Source organism: Actinomadura sediminis (genome assembly GCF_042675525.1).
Classification (GTDB): Bacteria; Actinomycetota; Actinomycetes; order Streptosporangiales; family Streptosporangiaceae; genus Spirillospora; species Spirillospora sediminis.
In genome coordinates this window covers 1-17,237 of record NZ_JBHTJA010000017.1, presented here as the reverse complement: position 1 = coordinate 17,237, position 17,237 = coordinate 1, and the positions used below count along the sequence as shown (strand labels likewise).

General features: G+C 73.8%; 20 protein-coding genes. 7 read left to right on the top strand and 13 right to left on the bottom strand.

Going from position 1 to position 17,237, the window contains the following annotated elements:
- Nucleotides 1-42: 42 nt before the first annotated feature.
- Nucleotides 43-207, bottom strand: coding sequence for an FxSxx-COOH cyclophane-containing RiPP peptide (fxsA, locus tag ACFQ11_RS11935; protein ID WP_378298256.1), 165 nt, complete (start codon nucleotides 205-207; stop codon nucleotides 43-45).
- A gap of 270 nt (nucleotides 208-477) precedes the next feature.
- On the opposite strand from fxsA, the gene ACFQ11_RS11930 reads away from it, so the two are divergent.
- Entirely contained in the window at nucleotides 478-1,545 is a 1,068-nt protein-coding gene (locus ACFQ11_RS11930) for an effector-associated domain 2-containing protein (protein ID WP_378298254.1), read from the top strand.
- Between the two features lie 51 nt (nucleotides 1,546-1,596).
- Here ACFQ11_RS11930 and ACFQ11_RS11925 read toward each other — a convergent pair whose 3' ends face one another.
- The 3 genes from ACFQ11_RS11925 to ACFQ11_RS11915 form a co-directional block, all read right to left on the bottom strand.
- Nucleotides 1,597-1,878, bottom strand: coding sequence for a hypothetical protein (locus ACFQ11_RS11925; protein WP_378298252.1), 282 nt, complete (start codon nucleotides 1,876-1,878; stop codon nucleotides 1,597-1,599).
- An 81-nt stretch (nucleotides 1,879-1,959) separates the two neighbouring features.
- Nucleotides 1,960-2,586: a class F sortase gene (locus ACFQ11_RS11920; protein ID WP_378298251.1), complete on the bottom strand. Its 627-nt coding sequence runs from the start codon at nucleotides 2,584-2,586 to the stop codon at nucleotides 1,960-1,962.
- The gene (locus ACFQ11_RS11915) at nucleotides 2,586-3,350 is read right to left on the bottom strand and encodes a hypothetical protein (protein ID WP_378298250.1); all 765 of its coding nucleotides are present in this window, start codon (nucleotides 3,348-3,350) and stop codon (nucleotides 2,586-2,588) included. Before ACFQ11_RS11915 ends, ACFQ11_RS11920 begins: the two co-directional genes overlap by 1 nt.
- Before the next feature lie 231 nt (nucleotides 3,351-3,581).
- On the opposite strand from ACFQ11_RS11915, the gene ACFQ11_RS11910 reads away from it, so the two are divergent.
- Nucleotides 3,582-4,490, top strand: coding sequence for an oxygenase MpaB family protein (locus ACFQ11_RS11910; RefSeq protein ID WP_378298248.1), 909 nt, complete (start codon nucleotides 3,582-3,584; stop codon nucleotides 4,488-4,490).
- A 3-nt stretch (nucleotides 4,491-4,493) separates the two neighbouring features.
- Here the strand turns inward: ACFQ11_RS11910 and ACFQ11_RS11905 are convergent, their stop codons facing one another.
- The 4 genes from ACFQ11_RS11905 to ACFQ11_RS11890 are packed head-to-tail and all read right to left on the bottom strand — an operon-like array spanning nucleotide 4,494 to nucleotide 7,642.
- Nucleotides 4,494-5,381 (bottom strand): RecB family exonuclease, encoded by an 888-nt coding sequence (locus ACFQ11_RS11905; RefSeq protein WP_378298246.1) that lies wholly within the window; start codon nucleotides 5,379-5,381, stop codon nucleotides 4,494-4,496.
- Nucleotides 5,382-5,384: 3 nt separating this feature from the next.
- Nucleotides 5,385-6,092, bottom strand: a complete 708-nt coding sequence (locus tag ACFQ11_RS11900; protein ID WP_378298244.1) for an MBL fold metallo-hydrolase — start codon at nucleotides 6,090-6,092, stop codon at nucleotides 5,385-5,387.
- A gap of 30 nt (nucleotides 6,093-6,122) precedes the next feature.
- Complete coding sequence (locus ACFQ11_RS11895; protein ID WP_378298242.1) at nucleotides 6,123-6,968, bottom strand: PHP domain-containing protein; 846 nt, start codon at nucleotides 6,966-6,968, stop codon at nucleotides 6,123-6,125.
- Between the two features lie 26 nt (nucleotides 6,969-6,994).
- Nucleotides 6,995-7,642: a DUF6758 family protein gene (locus ACFQ11_RS11890; protein WP_378298240.1), complete on the bottom strand. Its 648-nt coding sequence runs from the start codon at nucleotides 7,640-7,642 to the stop codon at nucleotides 6,995-6,997.
- A 72-nt stretch (nucleotides 7,643-7,714) separates the two neighbouring features.
- On the opposite strand from ACFQ11_RS11890, the gene ACFQ11_RS11885 reads away from it, so the two are divergent.
- On the top strand, nucleotides 7,715-8,104 hold the full coding sequence (locus ACFQ11_RS11885) for an NUDIX hydrolase (protein ID WP_378298238.1): 390 nt from the start codon (nucleotides 7,715-7,717) through the stop codon (nucleotides 8,102-8,104).
- 27 nt (nucleotides 8,105-8,131) lie between these two features.
- Here the strand turns inward: ACFQ11_RS11885 and ACFQ11_RS11880 are convergent, their stop codons facing one another.
- Nucleotides 8,132-9,592, bottom strand: coding sequence for a CPBP family intramembrane glutamic endopeptidase (locus tag ACFQ11_RS11880; RefSeq protein WP_378298235.1), 1,461 nt, complete (start codon nucleotides 9,590-9,592; stop codon nucleotides 8,132-8,134).
- Between the two features lie 63 nt (nucleotides 9,593-9,655).
- Entirely contained in the window at nucleotides 9,656-10,597 is a 942-nt protein-coding gene (locus ACFQ11_RS11875; RefSeq protein WP_378298233.1) for an HpcH/HpaI aldolase/citrate lyase family protein, read from the bottom strand.
- Nucleotides 10,598-10,637: 40 nt separating this feature from the next.
- Between ACFQ11_RS11875 and ACFQ11_RS11870 the strand changes: the two genes are divergently transcribed.
- Entirely contained in the window at nucleotides 10,638-11,165 is a 528-nt protein-coding gene (locus ACFQ11_RS11870) for a hypothetical protein (protein ID WP_378298231.1), read from the top strand.
- Nucleotides 11,166-11,184: 19 nt separating this feature from the next.
- Here the strand turns inward: ACFQ11_RS11870 and ACFQ11_RS11865 are convergent, their stop codons facing one another.
- On the bottom strand, nucleotides 11,185-12,093 hold the full coding sequence (locus tag ACFQ11_RS11865) for an RNA polymerase sigma-70 factor (RefSeq protein ID WP_378298230.1): 909 nt from the start codon (nucleotides 12,091-12,093) through the stop codon (nucleotides 11,185-11,187).
- A gap of 280 nt (nucleotides 12,094-12,373) precedes the next feature.
- Between ACFQ11_RS11865 and ACFQ11_RS11860 the strand changes: the two genes are divergently transcribed.
- The 3 genes from ACFQ11_RS11860 to ACFQ11_RS11850 all read left to right on the top strand — a co-directional run bounded on the left by ACFQ11_RS11860 (nucleotide 12,374) and on the right by ACFQ11_RS11850 (nucleotide 15,456).
- Complete coding sequence (locus ACFQ11_RS11860; protein ID WP_378298228.1) at nucleotides 12,374-13,675, top strand: magnesium transporter MgtE N-terminal domain-containing protein; 1,302 nt, start codon at nucleotides 12,374-12,376, stop codon at nucleotides 13,673-13,675.
- Nucleotides 13,672-14,172 carry a DUF1003 domain-containing protein gene (locus ACFQ11_RS11855; protein ID WP_378298226.1) on the top strand — a complete coding sequence of 167 codons (501 nt, stop codon included), beginning with the start codon at nucleotides 13,672-13,674 and terminating at the stop codon, nucleotides 14,170-14,172. The genes ACFQ11_RS11860 and ACFQ11_RS11855 overlap by 4 nt, the downstream gene beginning before the upstream one ends.
- A gap of 144 nt (nucleotides 14,173-14,316) precedes the next feature.
- The gene (locus ACFQ11_RS11850) at nucleotides 14,317-15,456 is read left to right on the top strand and encodes an Mrp/NBP35 family ATP-binding protein (RefSeq protein WP_378298224.1); all 1,140 of its coding nucleotides are present in this window, start codon (nucleotides 14,317-14,319) and stop codon (nucleotides 15,454-15,456) included.
- An 85-nt stretch (nucleotides 15,457-15,541) separates the two neighbouring features.
- Here ACFQ11_RS11850 and ACFQ11_RS11845 read toward each other — a convergent pair whose 3' ends face one another.
- A complete protein-coding gene (locus ACFQ11_RS11845; protein ID WP_378298222.1) occupies nucleotides 15,542-15,898 on the bottom strand; it encodes a sec-independent translocase in 357 nt (118 codons plus the stop codon).
- A 102-nt stretch (nucleotides 15,899-16,000) separates the two neighbouring features.
- Nucleotides 16,001-17,237 (bottom strand): S1C family serine protease (locus ACFQ11_RS11840; RefSeq protein ID WP_378298220.1); only part of this gene is annotated, 1,237 nt, incomplete at its 5' end.

The window sequence follows — 17,237 nt, the reverse complement described above, 5'->3', positions numbered from 1 at the left end:
CGCGCCGAGCCGGTGCCGTGCCGCGGCGGGCCGCCGACGAATTCAACGGGAAAGCGGACCGCCGGCGTCGTCCACGGGAGACTGGAAGGCGTCGAAACCCGCCACGGCCTCCTGGGGCCCGTACGACTCGTCGAGCACCTGCTGTAGGGCCCTGCCGATCACCGTCGACTCGATCGCCTCGATCTGCCGCAGGGAGACGTCGCTCACGTCGATCAGAAACGACCGACCTTCGTCGCCTGTGTCCCCCAACCAAGCCTCCTTCTCACGGTCACGCGACCATCCCGGGTCTCGGACCGGTGCGGGATCTTCACCACGAGACGTCCGTTCCCAGATCTAACCATGTGAAGCAAAGAGACGTGTGTTCTTCCGGAGCCATGGATCGACTTTTGGCCCATCGTGGCAAGGTCTGCCGGGTTCTGCTTCCGGGACCGGAGGAAACACCCCTCCACAACAGGACCGAGGCGGAAGGGGCCTGTTATGAGCACCGACGAGCTCGGGGAACTCCCCGTGGACGAGCAGGGCGGACGATGGACGCCGCACGGAGCGTGTGTGATCTTGGCCTTCGACATCGCCGCGTTCGGGGACACGGCCCGGACGGACGACGTCCGCCGGATCATGCGGGACGCGATGTACCGGCAGATCGACGTGAGCCTGCGGGCGGGCGGCGTGGAGCCCGCGGACCGCTACCGCGAGGACCGGGGCGACGGGGCCATGGTGCTCGTGCGGCCGACGGTCGGGACGGAGGCGTTGCTGACGACGGTCGTGGACACGTTGAGGGCCGAGCTCCGGCGGTACAACAAGGCCGCGGCGGACGTGGCGAAGATCAGGTTGCGGGCGGCGGTGCACACCGGCGAGGCCCGTCACGACGGGAACGGGGTCGTGGGGACGGCCGTGAACCACGCGTTCCGGATCCTGGACGCGCAGCCGTTCAAGGACGCGCTCGACGAGTCGGGCATGGCGCTCGCGGTGGTCGTGTCGCAGCGGGTGTACGACGACGTGGTGAGGCACGGGCCCGGGCTGGTCGATCCGGACGAGTACCGGCCGATCGGCATCGCGGTGAAGGAGACGGAGGGCGCCGCGTGGGTCCGGGTGCCCGGTGCGGGGGCTCCGCGGGCGGAGCAGGGCGGGGGGAACGGTTCGGCGGCCGGGGGCGGGGCGGAGGTCGCGGAGCGGCCGCCGGCTCCCGCGGTCGCGGCGCACGACGTCCTGCGGGCGGGCGGGGTGGACGGTGCCGGGGTGGCGGCGGCGCCGGGCGCCGTGCCGCCCGGGGCGGTGTTCGAGGTGGTGGATCGGATGCTCGACGTGCCGCTGATGGCGTCCGAGTCGGGACGGGAGCAGGTGCTGGGGGTGCTCCGGGGGGAGATCGCCGGCTCGGTGCCGCGGCAGGCCACGGCGCGCACGGACGTCTACGCGATCGTCACGACGTGTCTCGACTATCCCGGGGGGCTCGGGGAGTTGCTTGCGGCGATCAAGGGGCTGGCGGGAGAGCCGATCGCCGTGCTGCGGTTGGAGCAGACGATCGCACGGGTGCTTCCGCGGCTCTGACGTGGACGGGCGTGCGGGGCGCGTGCGGGACGATCGGGGGGCGCGGGCGGGTCAGTCGCGGGGGCAGTCGGGGCAGGGCCGCTGGGCGAAGGTCGGGGTGAGGACGACGCCCGCGCCGAAGCACGTCCAGCAGCCGAGCTGGTAGCCGGTGGCGTAGACGGGGCCGCGGAGGCCGTCGGTGCGGAAGCGGGGACCGGCGGGCGCGGTGCCGGCGCGGCCGCTGCCGGTGCAGTCCTCGCACTGCAGGGTGATGCGGTTGTCGCCGCGCGCGTAGACGATCTCTCCCCTGCCCTTGCAGGCCCGGCAGGAAGGGCCGTCCCACGATGCGCCCATCTCTCACCCCCGGTCGCGGATTTTTCCCTCGTTCATCATGCCAGCTCAAGGCCGGAATTTGACCCCGATGCGAGGGATGCTTTACGCGGAGAGGCGGGCGTAGACGACGATGTTGTCGAGGTAGCGGCCGTCGTGGAGGGCGCCGCCGCAGGTGATCAGGCGCAGGGACGGGTGCGGGGTGTGGCCGTAGACGGCCTTCGCGGGGAAGTCGCTCTTGGCGTGGCGGCGGACGGTGTCGACGGTGAAGACCGCCGTGGTGCCGTCGGCACGGCGGACGCGGACGGCGTCGCCGGGGTCGAGGGTACCGAGCCGGTGGAAGACGGACGGGCCGGAGGCGCGGGAGTCGCGGTGGCCGAGGATCACGGCGGTGCCGCGCTCGCCGGGGGTGACGGAGCCCGTGTACCAGCCGGCGAGGTCCTCGTGCGGCGCCCGGGGGACGTCGAGGGCGCCGCCGGGTGCGAGGCCGAGGGGCAGGAGGCTGGAGCGCACGCCGATGGACGGGATCGTGATCGTCGTCGGGCGGGACGGCGCGAGCGCCGGTGGCGCCGGCGCCGGTTCGGGCGCGGGCGCCGGGGCGCGGGACGGTGCCGGGGCTCGCGGGGGTCCGGCGGGGGCCAGGAGGTCGACGCCGGTGGTGGCGGTCAGCGCGGTGGCCGCGAGGGCCGCGAGCCGGACGCGGGGTCCGGCCGCGCGGCCCCGGGACGGCATCAGGCGGTGCGGCGCCGCGCGGCGAGGGCGAGGGCCGCGCCGGCGAGGGCGATGAGGCCGGCGCCGAGGACGCGGGTGCCGCCGGTGGTGCCGGCGCCGGTGTCGGCGCCGTGCGCGGCCATGGGGCGCAGCGCCCCGCACAGGGCGGGCGCGGTGACGGAGAGCGGGACCCCGGGCACGAGGTCGCTGCCGGCGCTCCGGGCCTTCTCGCCGATCAGCGAGGGGTCGAGGCCGTGGACGACGACGACCGCGGTGCCGTCGCGGAGCGACGCGAGGGTCGCGTCGTCGAGTTCGATGACGCGTTCGTAGTCGAGGGCGGCGCCGTGCGGCGCGATCTCGAGGTCGGTTCCGGCGGCGGGGGTGGTCTCGCCCCGGACGGAGAGGGTGGTGCGGACGGGCCCGTAGAAGGGTTCGCCCTCGGCGGTGCTGACGACGCCGTCGCCGTCGGCGTCGGCGCCGGGTGCGGGGCATCGGCCCTCGGCGCCGCCGTGGACGTGCTGGAGGTGCGGGTACGGTTCGCCGTCGAGGAGGCCCGCGAGCCCGGAGTAGTGCTCGGTGACGGTGGCGGTGCGGCCGTCCAGTTCGAGGGTGAGGGTCCCGGAGCCCTTCTGGTGGTTCAGCGGATCGAGCACCGCCTGGTACGTCCGCGCGCCGGAGTCGGCCAGCGCGGGCGCGGTCAGGGCGGGCGCGGTCAGGGCGGACGCGCCGGCGGCCGCGAGCGCCGCGGCGGCCGCGGCGAGCGGCCGGTTTCCTGTGAGTGCCATGCTCTTCCCTTCGCGTGGAGACCGGGTGCGGGGAGGCGCCCGCGCGTCCCTGTCCGTGCTCGTCCCCCTTGATCGTTATCGCCAAGGGAAGGGGCGGGAATTGGTCGGGCAATGCGTGGCGGACGGGTCTGACATGGCCGCCACGTCGCCATATGTCGCGAGCGGGGGGCGGTGTCGCGCGCCGGGCCCAGTAATGACACACTTACTGGAGTTTGTCTCACGGAGGTGCGTATGTCGGCGACCGTCCAGCCACCCGAGAGCGTCACCTGGCGCGTGCACATCGACCGGTCCATGTGGGTCGGGGGCGTCCGCAGCCTCATGCTGCAGGCCCTCCACCCCGTCGCCATGTGGGGCGTCTGGCAGAACTCGAACTTCCGGGAGGACCCGTTCGGGCGGCTGCAGCGGACGTCCGACTTCGTGGGGCTCTCGACGTTCGGCAGCGAGGAGGAGGTCGAGGCCGCCGCCTACCGGGTGCGCGAGATCCACCGGAGCCTGCGCATCCTCAACCACGACACCGGCAAGAGGGAACGGCTCGACCAGCCCGAGCTGCTCCTGTGGGTGCACTGCGCCGAGGTCTACTCGTACCTGGAGGTCGCGCGACGCGCCGGGCTGCCGCTGACGGACGCCATGGCCGACCGGTACCTCGACGAGCAGCGGCGGTCGGCCGTGCACGTGGGGCTGCACGCGGAGGACGTCCCGGGGAGCGTCGCGGAGATGGAGCGGTACTTCGCCGGCATGCGGCCGCGCCTGCGGGTCACGGAGGAGGCCGCCGAGACCGTCCGGTTCCTGATGTGGCCGGCGTTGCCGGAGAACCTGAGGTTCCTCGCGCCCGGAAAGCCGGGCTGGTTCCCGTTCGGGGCGCTCTGCTACTACTCGCTGCCCGACTGGGCCCGTGCCATGTACGGGGTGCTGCCGGAGGTGCCGCGGCCCGCCGTGACCGCCGCGCTGCGGTCGTTCCGGATGACGATGAACTCCGTCCCGGAGCGGCTGCACGACTACGCGTTCGCCAAGGACACCCGCGACATGCTCGAACGGGCCCGGCGGCGGTTGAGCGCCGAGGGCTACGACGTGAGCAAGGGCCTGTACGGGCTGCGCGACCCCCGGCGCTGGCCCGCCCGCGGTCTCGCCGGCGCGGCCTGAACGTCAGGCGTCCACCGGGAGGGCCGCCCAGGGGTCCTTGCGCGGGGCGGCCGCGCGGCCCTCGGGGCAGTGGCGCGCGAAGTCGCACCAGCCGCACAGCGGGCCCGGACGCGCCGGGAAGCGCTCGTCGAACGGGGCGTGGTCGACCGGCCGGGCGGCCTCGCCCCGGCGCGGCCTCGGGACGCGGGAGCGGTAGTCGTCGTCCGCCGCGGACGCCTCGGCGGCGAGCTGCTCCGCGCGGCCGATGTGCCGGTCGAGGGACTCGCCGGTGTGCTCCCACGCGGCCACCTCGCCGGACGGCAGGTGGTGCAGCTCGACGCGGCGGCAGGGGCGGCGCAGCACCCGGGACGCCGCGACCGCGTAGATCGCGAGGGCGAGGGACCCGCGGGCGTCGTCGGGGGTGAGGGGACGCCGCCCGGTCTTGTAGTCGACGACGACGAGTTCGCCGCCGCGGTCGTCCAGGCGGTCGATGCGGCCGGAGACGGCGATGCGGGCGGTGCGGGCCGCGACCGTCCGCTCGACGCCGGCCGGCTCGTCGGACGGGTCGAGGCCCGCGACGTAGCGCTCGACCATGTCACGGGCCCGTTCGCGCTGCGCGGCGGCCTGCTCGGCGTCGCGGAACCCCTCGCCGATCCAGCCGCGCACCAGGAGGGATCCCGCGGCGGCGGGCGTCCGCTCGGCCTCGGGCAGCCGCCACCACGCGGCCAGCGCGTTGTGCACGCTCGCGCCGAGGCTGTTGTGCGCCCACGCCGGGCCCTTCGGCGGCATCGGACGGTCGAGGTAGGCCATCCGGTAGCGGCGCGGGCAGTCCTGCCAGGTGTTGAGCCGCGACGGCGTGCACGCGTACAGGCGTTCGGGCATGCCGTCGAAGCCGAGCTGCTCGGCGGCCACGCGTCAGTCGGTGTCCTCGCGCGCCATGTCGCCCCAGGACTCCCAGCGGGCGTTCTCCTCGCCGGCGGTGGTCTCGTCGCCCTGGGCGGGCATGACCTGCAGGTCGCGGGGCAGCGGGTCGAGCAGCGCGCCGATCGAGTTGAGCTGCTTGCGCAGGTCCTCGAAGGCGCCGCCGATGGACCCCGGACGGCCGCGGTGCAGGGTGTCGCCGGAGAACAGCACGCCGAGCTGCTCGCTGATCACGCAGACGCTGCCGGGGGTGTGCCCGGGGGTCTGGACGATCTCGAGCTGGACGTCGGCGATCTCGAAGACGCCGCCGTCCTCGAGCCAGATGTCGGGTTCGAGGGACCGCAGCGCCTTGGCGTCGTCCTCGTCCTCCTCTTCCCGGGCGAGGCGGCCGAAGTAGTCGCGCCACAGCAGCCGGTCGGCGCGGTGCAGGGCGATCGGGGCCCAGTTCTCCTCGTCCTCCTCGCCGGCGGCGGCGACCTCGAGCACGACGCTCAGCCGATGCTCGTTGCCGTCGGTGAGCAGCACGGCCATGACCTCGCGCTCGCCCACCTTCTCGAGGATCGCCTCGGCGTCGAACGCCGGGTCGATGACGATGACCTCGTCGTCGTCGCCGACGATGTAGGTGTTGTTCTCGACGTCGTACTCGGTGTCGTCCAGGGTCAGCTTGCCCGACGTCACCACCTGTTCGATGCGCGCGTCCACGCTGGCACCCTACCGCGCTTCGCAACCGGGTCAGGGCAGCGGCGAGACGGGTCCGCGGGCGGCGGCGACGAGGGCCTCGTAGGCGGCGGGATCGGTCGTCTCGGCGCCGATGCGGTCGCCGGTGGGGGCGCCGTGGTCGTCGCTGGATCCGGTCACGACGAGGCCGAGCGAGGCGGCGAGCCCGCGCAGGCGGGCGCGGTCGTCCGGGGCGTGGTCGGGGTGGTCGGTCTCGACGCCGGTGAGGCCCGCGGCGGCGAGCCGCTCGATCAGCTCGTCCGGGAACGCGTACCCGCGGCGGCCCGCCCGCGGATGCGCCAGGACGCACGCGCCGCCGGCCGCGCGGACGAGCGCGATCGCGCGCTCGGGGTCGAGGGCGTACCGCCCGACGTGCGCGCGGCCGCCTTCGGCGATCCAGTCGGGGGTGAACGCCTCGTCGTGCGACGCGACGGCCCCGGCCTCCAGCATGGCCTGCGCGATGTGCGGGCGCCCGACGGCCTCGCCCCGCGCGAGTTCGCGGACCCGCTCCCAGGTGACGTCCACGCCGAGTCCGCGGAGCCGGTCGACCATCGTCCGGGCCCGGATCACGCGGTCGTCCCGGATGCGGGCGAGTTCGGCCGCCAGAACGGGGTCGGCGGGGTCGAACAGGTAGCCGAGCATGTGCAGGCTCCTGCCCTCGTGGAGGCACGACAGCTCGACCCCGGGGACGAGCGTCAGTCCGTCCGGGAGGGCCGCCGCGGCCGCGTCCCATCCGGCGGTGGTGTCGTGGTCGGTGAGGGCGACGACGTCCACGCCGTTGCCGCGCGCGCGCCGCATCACCTCGGCGGGCGGGCGGGTCCCGTCGGACACGTCACTGTGGACATGGAGGTCGATCACCATTCCCACAGCCTAGGCGCGCGCGTTTCTCAGAGGTCCAGTCTGCCGCTGTAGGCGCCGTAGGGAACGTCCACCTTCATCCCGGGTTCGCGCAGGTCGAGGAGGTTCAGCTCCTCGAGCATGAGCACGCCCGCGTCCGCTGGCCACAGGACGGCCCACAGCCAGTTGCCGAGGGCCTCGCCGACGAAGACGGCCCGGTCCGGCTCGCGGCCGACCGTCCACAGCGGGACGGTGTGCCCGGGCGTGGCCGCCGGGCCGCTGATGCCGATCTTGGCGTGCGGGGGGCTGCCGTCGAACTCCTCGCCGGGGTCGGCGCCGTCCAGGCCCGCGTAGTGCGCGCCGAGCCCGATACCGGGCTCCTCGGCGATCAGCATCATGTCGGCGGGTCCGCTGAGCAGGCCCGGCCCGGACAGCGCGACACCGCACGCGCGGCCGCCGCCGCGCTCGTCCCCCACGGTCGTGAACCCGGTGACGAGCCAGTTGAGCGGGAGCGGCCAGGGCGTCCACACCGGCACCCGCATGTCCCGCAGGACGACGGCGAGCGCGTCGGGGCCCGGCCGCACGGGCGGCTGCCTGGGGAGTACGGCGCCGTGCACGCCGCAACTCCAGTCGCTCGACCAGAGGCCCGGCGCCTGCACCTGGGACCCGCATCGCGGGCATGTGGGCTCCGCCCTCATGATTCCCCACCTTGCGCGGCGGTTCCCCCGCGCGTCAAGGCGCGTCCGGGAAAGACGGGACAAAATGGGGGCATGCGGGAACGGTGCGTGGGCGCGATCGTCCGCGATCGGGACGGGCGGCTGCTGCTGGTGCTGCGCGGCCGCCCGCCCGGCGCGGGCCGCTGGTCGGTGCCGGGCGGCCGCGTGGAGCCGGGCGAGGACGACGCCGCGGCCGTCGCGCGCGAACTGCTCGAGGAGACGGGCCTGCGGGTGCGCGCCGGCGCGCTCGTCGGCACGGTCGAACGGGCCGGTCCGGGCGGCGTCGTGTACGAGATCCACGACTACGCCGCCACGGTGCTCGGCGGGACGCCGCGCGCCGGGGACGACGCGGCGGACGTCCGCTGGGTGGCGCCCGCCGAACTGCCGGACCTCCCCCTCGTCCCCGGCCTGCTGGACGCCCTCACGGAATGGGGCGTCGTGTGAGCGGCCAGGTCGACCGGATCAATACGCCTAGAGCACCGGCTGGGCGCCCGGGACGTCCCCGGGACGCTGCGGCGCGTCGGGGCCCGGGCCGTCGGGATCCGGGCCGTCGGCGGGGCCGTCGCCCGGCGTGACCCTCCGGACCTTGAACCGGCGGGCCAGCAGCACGATGCCCGCCGCGTACAGGGCCATGGACGCGACGTCGGCGAGGACGTACTGCCACGGGATGTCGCCCTGCTCCAGGCTGAGCTCGCCGAGCGCCGCCGGGATCAGGAACGCCATCAGGTTGTTGAACACGTGCAGCGCGATCGTGCACTCCAGGCCGCCCGTCCGCACGGTGAGCCACCCGGCGATCGCGCCGAAGAGGAAGATGTCGAGCATCCCCCAGCCGGTGTACCCGTGCCCGGACGTGAACAGCGCGGCGCCGATCACGATGCCGGGCCACGGGGTGCGGAACACGACGCTCAGCGCCCGCGCGAGCCCGTTGCGGGCGTTCTCCAGCGTGCACGCGCCGATCGCCTGCATCAGCCAGCCGCGGAAGAAGTACTCCTCGGCCGCCGACTGGAACGGGACGAGCGCCACGATCACGAGCGCGGGCAGGAGGAAGTCGCCCCAGCCGACCCACGAGCCCTCGGCGGCCGAACCGGCCGGATCGTCCTCGACGGTCGCGCCCGCGGCCATCGACAGGCCGAACGACACCGCGCAGAACACGACGGCCATGCCCGAGCACGCGAGCATCCACCGCCAGCGCAGCCGTCCGACGACCGAGGACAGCGTCCCGAAGCGCCGCCGCTGGACGCCCCACGCCACGAGCCCGACCAGAGGCAGGAAGGCCGCCAGGGACAGCAGCGCGTAGGCGATGTCGGCCGTGTCGTTGCCGAAGAAGGACGTGCCGGTCGGGTCGTCGAGCAGCGCCGGATCCTCGTCCGACACCATCATCTGGATCAGCAGGCCGAGGACGCCGAGGACGCCGCCGATGCCCAGCCCGACCACGACGATCGTCACGGTCCCGACGAGCGGGCGCCACCAGGAGTGCACGTCCGTCCGCGCCATCCGGTGGAACGGCACGCCGCGCGGCGAGGGGACGGTCCAGGGCCGCTTCACGGGCTGCTGGTAGCCGCCGTGGCCGTACGGGTACTGCTGGGGATACTGCCCGCCCCAGCCGGGCTGCTGACCCCAGCCGGGCTGCTGACCCCAACCGGGCTGCTGACCCCAACCGGGCTGCTGGCCCCAGCCGGGGTGCTGACCCCAACCGGGGGGCGCCCCGGGGTGCTGCCCCGCGTAGGGCTGACCGGGGGGCGGGCCGGGGTACGGCTGCCCATGCGTCTCCGGCGGGCCCTGCTGACCCGGCTGACCCGGTGGCGTCTGCCGCGGCTCCTGCGGGCCCGGCTCCTGCGGCGCCGGGGATTCCGGGGCAGGAGGACGTGCCCGCCCGTCTCCCATACCGGGATCGAGCGGCGCCCAGCCGTTCGGGTCCTCCTGGTCGGACATGCTTCCCCTTCTCCTCGACCGGCGCGTCACGCCTAGGTAAGCGTCGACGAATCGTACGGCCGGTCAGTTCCCGGACGGCTCGAACGTACGCGTGCGGGACAGCCCGGCGGCGCGGCCCTTCGCGGCGATCACGAGCGCCATCTTCCGGGACGCCTCGTCGATCATCTCGTCCCCGAGCATCGCCGCGCCGCGGCCCTCGACGTTGACCGCGTGATCGTAGGCGTCGAGGATCAGCTCGGCGTGGTCGTAGTCGTCCTGCGTCGGGGAGAAGATCGCGTTCCCGGCGTCGATCTGGGACGGGTGCAGCACCCACTTGCCGTCGAAACCGAGGGCGGCCGAGCGGCGCGCCGCGCGCTCGAACCCGTCGGAGTCCCGGACGTTGAAGTAGGGGCCGTCGACGGCCTGCAGGTCGTGGGCGCGGGCGGCCAGCAGGATCCGCATCAGGATGTAGTGGTAGGCGTCGCCCTCGGTGTAACCGGGCGGCTGCTCCCCCACGACGAGCGTCTTCATGTTGATCGAGGCCATGAGGTCGCCGGGGCCGAACACGAGGGTCTCCAGCCGGGGCGACGAAGCCGCGATGTCGTCGATGCGCGTCATGCCGCGCGCGTCCTCGATCTGCGCCTCGATGCCGATGCGCCCGGGCTCGTATCCCATGGCGGCCTCGATCTGCGTGAGGAGCCGGTCGAGCCACTGGACGTGCGACGGGTCCCGCACCTTCGGGAGCATGACCGCGTCGAGGTTCGCGCCCGCGCCCTCGACGACCTCGATGACGTCCCGGTAGGCGAACGGGGTGTCGAGGTCGTTGACCCGCACGACGCGGATCTTGCCCGTCCAGTCGCCCTCGTTGAGCGCCGCGACGACCGACCTGCGCGCGTCCTCCTTCGCGGACGGGGCGACGGCGTCCTCCAGGTCGAGGAAGATCTCGTCGGCCGGGAGTCCCTGCGCCTTCTCGATGAACCGGGGATTGCTGCCGGGGACCGCGAGCGTGGTACGACGTGAGCGCATGGGGCGGATCGTATCCAGCGGATGTGAGACGCTGCGGAACATGGGTGACCCGAGCGCGCCGTCGGCGCACGCGCTGAGCGCGGCGCTGGTGGAGGAGGCCGCCAAGAAGTCGGGGCTGCTGTGGCTCGACCTGCCGGGCCTGCCGCAGCCGCGGGCGGCGTGGCACGTCTGGCACGAGGGGTCGGCGTACGTGCTGACGGGCGGCGAGGGCGAGCAGCCGCTGCCCGGCCTGCCCGAGGCCGACCGGGTGACGGTGATCCTGCGCAGCAAGGACAAGGGCGGACGGCTCGTCGCGTTCGTCGCCGCGTGCGAGCACGTGGAACCGGGCGGCCCGCTGTGGGACGAGGTGGCGCCCAGGCTCGCGAAGGACCGGCTGAACGCGCCCGCGCACGAGGGGCTGCTCGAGCGGTGGGCGGCCGGGTCGTGGGTGATCCGGCTGACGCCGACGGGCGAGGAGATCGAGCCGTCCGGCGACTACGCGCGCGTCCGGCCGGTGCCGTCCCCGGCGACGACCGCGGGTCCGCCGCCCCGGCTCGCCGGCGGCCGGCGCCGCGCCGCCGACCGGTAGGGCGCCGGCCCGCGGCCTTCTAGAACGCCAGCTCGCGGCCTTCGGCCACGGCGACGAGCTTGTCCGGATTCGACACCATGTGGACGGCCTCCACGCGGCCGCCCGCGTCGAAGTCCACGGTCACCACGCTGATCGTGCGGTCGGGGCCCTCGATGACGAGGCCCGGGCGGCCGTTGACGTCCGTGCGCCGCATCCGCATGTCGGCGGGGTCGACGCCCGCGTAGGGCTCCCCGGAGATCGCGCCGATGAACCGGGCGACCTTCGCCGCACCGGTGATCGGCCGCATCGCCGCGCGGACCTTGCCGCCGCCGTCCGTCCACATCGTGACGTCGGGGGCGAGGATCTCCATGAGCCGGTTCACGTCGCCGCCCAGGACCGCGTCGAGGAAGCGGTCGGTGGCGGCGCGGCGTTCGGCGCCGTCCGCCGCGAACCGTGGCCGCCGCGCCTCGACGTGCTTGCGGGCGCGGGCGCCGAGCTGCCGCACCGACGCCTCCGACCGGTCGAGGGCCGCCGCGATCTCCGCGTACGGGTAGCCGAACGCCTCCTTGAGGACGAACACGGCCCGTTCGAGCGGGCTGAGCGTCTCCAGGACGACGAGCAGCGCCATCGACACCGACTCCGCGAGCTCGGCGTCGTCGGCGACGTCCGGGGCGGTCAGCATCGGCTCGGGCAGCCAGGGCCCGACGTACGTCTCCCGCTGCGCCCGCGCGCTCCGCAGCCGGTCGAGCGCGATGTTGGTGGTGATCCGGACGAGGTAGCCGCGGGTGTCGCGGACGTCGGACCGGTCGGCGGCCGACCAGCGCAGCCAGGCGTCCTGGACGGCGTCCTCGGCGTCGGCGGCGGTGCCCAGCATCCGGTACGCGACCGCGAACAGCAGGCTGCGGTGCTCCTCGAAGGACTCGCTCATGTCCGTTTCGGCGATCCGCATCCGGCCTCGTCCTTCCCGTTCCTCGGCTCGGGCCGAGAACGGCCCGGGATCCACCTTGGGATCACCCTACGAGCGATATGTCTCCCCGACCCCACCGGGCCGGATGCGAACGGAACGATCGCGCGGAGCGTCCGCGGCGGGCTGGCGGAGCGCTCCGGCGGTGCGGCGCCGCGGGACGGGCGAAGGGAGCGCCGGGCGGCTCCGTCTGCGGCGTCCGGTATGTGAGGGAGATGACCGGCGCGGCCGGGTCGTCCGTTCGATCATGGGTAGTGTCCTGGCCATGAGCGCGTCTCCGACACGGGTGTTCATCGCCCGGCTCGCCGGGATCGCCGTGTTCGATCCGGTGGGCGATCAGGTCGGCCGGGTCCGCGACGTCGTGGTCGCGCTGCGGCTGGCGCCCCGCCCGCCGCGCGTCCTGGGGCTCGTCGTGGAGGTGCAGCCGCGGCGCCCGGTGTTCCTGCCGATCACCCGCGTGACGGTGATCGAGTCGGACGCGATCATCTTCGACGGGCGCCTCAACATCCGCAGATTCCAGCAGCGGGAGTCGGAGACCCTCGTGATCGCGGAGATGCTGGACCGGACGGTGCGGTTCCGCGACACCGCGGAGCCGGTCTCGGTCGTGGACGTGGCGATGGAGCCGACCCGCACGCGCGACTGGCTGCTGTCGAAGGTGGCGGTGCGGCGGCACACGAAGCGGGGGCTGCGGCGGCGCGGCGAGAGCTTCGTCGTCGACTGGGACGCGGTCGAGGGCTTCTCGGCCGTCGAGCACGGGCAGGGCGCGGCCGGGCTGATCGCGGCGTTCGAGCGGATGAAGCCCGCCGACCTCGCCGGCGTCATCCACGACATGCCGGAGAAGCGGCGGGCGGAGGTCGCGGAGGCGCTCGGCGACGAGCGGCTCGCCGACATCCTCGAGGAGCTCCCGCAGGACGACCAGATCGAGATCCTCGAGAAGCTGCAGGCCGAACGGGCCGCCGACGTCCTCGAGGCGATGGACCCCGACGACGCCGCCGACCTGCTCGGGGAACTGCCGGACGAGCAGCGGGAGCGGCTGCTCGCGCTGATGGAGCCGCACGAGGCGGCGCCCGTCCGCCGCCTACTGACCTACGAGGACTACACGGCGGGCGGCCTGATGACCACCGACCCGGTGATCGTCGCGCCGGACGCCACGGTCGCCGAGGCGCTCGCGCTGATCCGCGCCCCCGAGCTGAACCCGGCGCTGGCCGCGCAGGTGTACGTGTGCCGGCCGCCCACCGCGACCCCGACCGGCCGCTACCTCGGCACCGTCCACTTCCAGCGGCTCCTGCGCGAGCCTCCCCGCACCCTGGTCAGCGCGGTCGTCGACGCCGAGCTCGACCCGCTGCGCCCGGGGATGACGCTCGAGGAGGTCGCGATGCTGCTGGCCGCCTACAACCTGGTCGCGGGCGCCGTGGTGGACGAGAACGGCCACCTGCTGGGCTCGGTGACCATCGACGACGTGCTCGACCATCTGCTGCCCGAGGACTGGCGGGAGTCCGTGATGGACGCGGGCGCGCAGGAGCCGCCGTCGGATCCCGAGGAAGAGGCCCTCCGGGGGAGGACATGACCACGACCACGCGCCTGGAGACGACCCGCCTGGACCAGCCGCGGCGCTACCGCCGCAGCCTCGTCCCGCGCCCGCACTACGACCCCGAGTCGTTCGGCCGGCTGTCGGAGCGCATCGCGCGGTTCCTCGGCACCGCCCGGTTCCTCGTCTACATGACGGTGTTCATCATCGTGTGGATCGGCTGGAACTGGTTCGGGCCGGCCGCCCTGCGCTGGGACCCGTACCCGTTCATCTTCCTGACGCTGATGCTGTCGCTCCAGGCGTCCTACGCGGCCCCGCTCATCCTGCTGGCGCAGAACCGGCAGGACGACCGCGACCGCGTCCAGTACGAGCAGGACCGCGCCCGGACCGAGCGGACGACCGCCGACACCGAGTACCTCACCCGGGAGATCGCCGGGCTGCGGGTCGCCCTGAGCGAGGTCGTCACCCGCGACTTCCTCCGCTCCGAACTCCAGCAGGTCATCAGGGACCTCGAAACCAAGGACCCCGTCCGCTGATCCTCCGAGGCGGCCCCGCGCCACGCTCGGCGCGGGCACCGCCGTCACCGTGACGAGGTTCAGGGGACCGCCCCCGAGCAGGGACGGGTATGAGCTCGGACACCCGATTGTTCAGCGGGGCGTAACAGTCCATACCATGGACGCATGGCCTCCGAGTTGACGACCGAGCAGGTGACCGCGGCGCTCGCCACGGTGAACGATCCTGAGATCCGTAAGCCCATCACCGAGCTCGACATGGTCAAGAGCGTCGACATCGCGCCGGACGGCGCGGTGCGGGTCGGCGTGTACCTGACCGTGGCCGGCTGTCCGATGAAGGACACCCTGACCAACAACGTCACCGAGGCCGTGTCGCGGCTCGACGGCGTCACGTCCGTCCAGGTGGAACTGGACGTCATGAGCGAGGAGCAGCGCAAGGCGCTGCAGACGAAGCTGCGCGGCGGGGAGCCCGCGAAGGAGATCCCGTTCGCCAAGCCGAACTCGCTGACCAAGGTGTACGCGGTCGCGAGCGGCAAGGGCGGCGTCGGCAAGTCGTCGGTGACGGTGAACCTGGCGGCGGCGCTGGCGGCGCAGGGCCGCAAGGTGGGCGTCGTCGACGCCGACATCTACGGCCACTCGATCCCGCGGATGCTGGGCGTGCGGCACTCGCCCACCAAGGTCGAGGACATGATCATGCCGCCGTCGGCGCACGACGTGAAGGTGATCTCGGTGGGGATGTTCACCGCCGGGAACCAGCCGGTCGTGTGGCGCGGGCCGATGCTGCACCGGGCGCTGCAGCAGTTCCTCGCGGACGTGTACTGGGGCGACCTCGACGTCCTGCTGATGGACCTGCCCCCGGGCACCGGCGACATCGCGATCTCGGTGGCGCAGCTGCTGCCGTCCGCGGAGATCCTCGTGGTGACGACGCCGCAGCAGGCGGCCGCCGAGGTCGCCGAGCGGGCCGGCGCGATCGCCGCGCAGACGCACCAGCAGGTCGTCGGCGTGATCGAGAACATGTCCTACCTGGCGTGCGCGCACTGCGGCGAGCGGCAGGACATCTTCGGCTCCGGCGGCGGCCAGACCGTCGCGGACGCGCTGACGCAGACGCTCGGCACCCGGGTGCCGCTGCTCGGCCAGGTGCAGATCGACCCGCGGCTGCGCGAGGGCGGCGACGAGGGCGTCCCGCTGGTGCTGTCCGACCCGGACGCCGGCGCCGCGAAGGAGCTGCGGACCATCGCCGACACGCTGGGCGGACGCAGCCGCGGCCTGGCGGGCATGTCGCTCGGCATCTCCCCCAAGCGCCGCTGACGCACGACGCACGAAGGCCCCGTCCCTGCGAGGGACGGGGCCTTCGTGCGTCATCGCGGCGGCCGGGCCGCCGGGCCGGACGGCGTCAGGTGGCTTCGCTGTCGAACGGGGGGCGCTCGTCGTAGTCGAGTTCGCCCGCGGTCGTCGCGTAGGACGGCTCGTCGTCGAAGAGCCTGCCGTTGGTGCGGGACGGCCGGTGGTCGTCGTCGTCCTCCAGCAGGTGCTTGCGGACGAACGTCTTGGGGTGCAGGTCGGCGATGTCGAAGTCCTTGAACTCCGGGCCGAGCCCTTCCTGCAGGTCGCTGCGCGCCGAGTTCGCCATCTGCCGCACCTGCCGCAGCATCCGGCCCGCCTGCCCGGCGACCTGGGGCAGCCTGTCTCCGAAGATGACCAGGGCGAGGACGACGAGCACCGCCATCTCGCCGAGTCCGACGTCGAACAAACCGTCCTCCACACGCCATGCCGGGGGGACCGTCCCGCGCGGGACGGTCCCCCCAGGGTATCCCCAGCCCGGATGAACCGGACCTGAACATCTCCCCGGACGCTACGACGAGGCGCCCAGCGTCACCGTGACGGTGCTCTCCCGGCCGTCCCGCTCGTAGGTCACCTTGACCTGGTCGCCGGGGGCCCGGCTGCGGATCTGCGCGATCAGGTCGGTGGCGTCCTGGATCGGCCGCCCGTCGATCTTGGTGATGACGTCGCCGGGCTTGATGCCGGCCTTGTCGGCCGGGCCGTTCGGGGTGACCGGCTGCTGGCCCTGGATCGGCTCGGGCAGGATCCGCGCGCCGCCCTGCTGGTAGCGCGGGTCGGGCAGGACGCCGAGCAGCGCCTGCCGGACCTTGCCGGTCGCGATGATCTCCTCGGCGATCCGCTTGCCCTGGTTGATCGGGATCGCGAAGCCGAGGCCGATGTTGCCGCCCTGCTGCTCGCCGCCCATCGACTGGCCGCCGAGGGTCGCGATCGCGGTGTTGATGCCGATCACGCGGCCCTTCATGTCGACCAGCGGGCCGCCCGAGTTGCCGGGGTTGATGGCCGCGTCCGTCTGGATGGCGTTCAGGTACGACGAGTCGCCGCCGCCCTCCCCGCCGACCGGCACCGCCCGGTTGAGGGACGAGACGATGCCGGTGGTGACCGAACCCTGCAGGCCGAGCGGCGAACCGATCGCGATCACCGGGTCGCCGACGGCGAGGGCCGCGGAGTCGCCGAGCGGCAGCGGCTTCAGCTCGTGGTTGCCCTCGGGCTTGATCACCGCGATGTCGGTGCCGGAGTCGGTGCCCTTGATCGTGGCGGGCAGCGTCTTCTTGTCGTTGAACACGACCTCGATGCGCCCGCCCGCGCCGCCGCCCGACACGACGTGGTTGTTGGTGATGATGTAGCCGCCCTCGACGATGAACCCGGTGCCGCCGACCTCGCCCTGCGGGGCCTGCACGCGGATCATCACGACGCTGGGCAGGACCCGGGCCGCGACGCCCGCCACCGAGTCCGGCGGCCGGTTCGGCGCGGCGCCGCCGGCCGAGCCGCTGCCGCCGCCGAGGCTGACCGCGCCGTCGTCCCCGTCGGTCGCGATGACGCCGACGCCGGCGCCGACCGCGCCCGCCACCAGCGCCACGATCAGCGCGATGACGGCGAGCAGCCCGAGACCGGGGCCGGTGCGGGACGAGGGCGGCGGTGCGGGCACCGGCGCCCAGTTCGGCGCGGGGCTCCCGAAACCGGCGGCGTGCGGGCCGCCGGGCGGGGCGCCCATCGGCGCGGGCGGCGGCCCGGAGGGCGGCCCGCCCGGC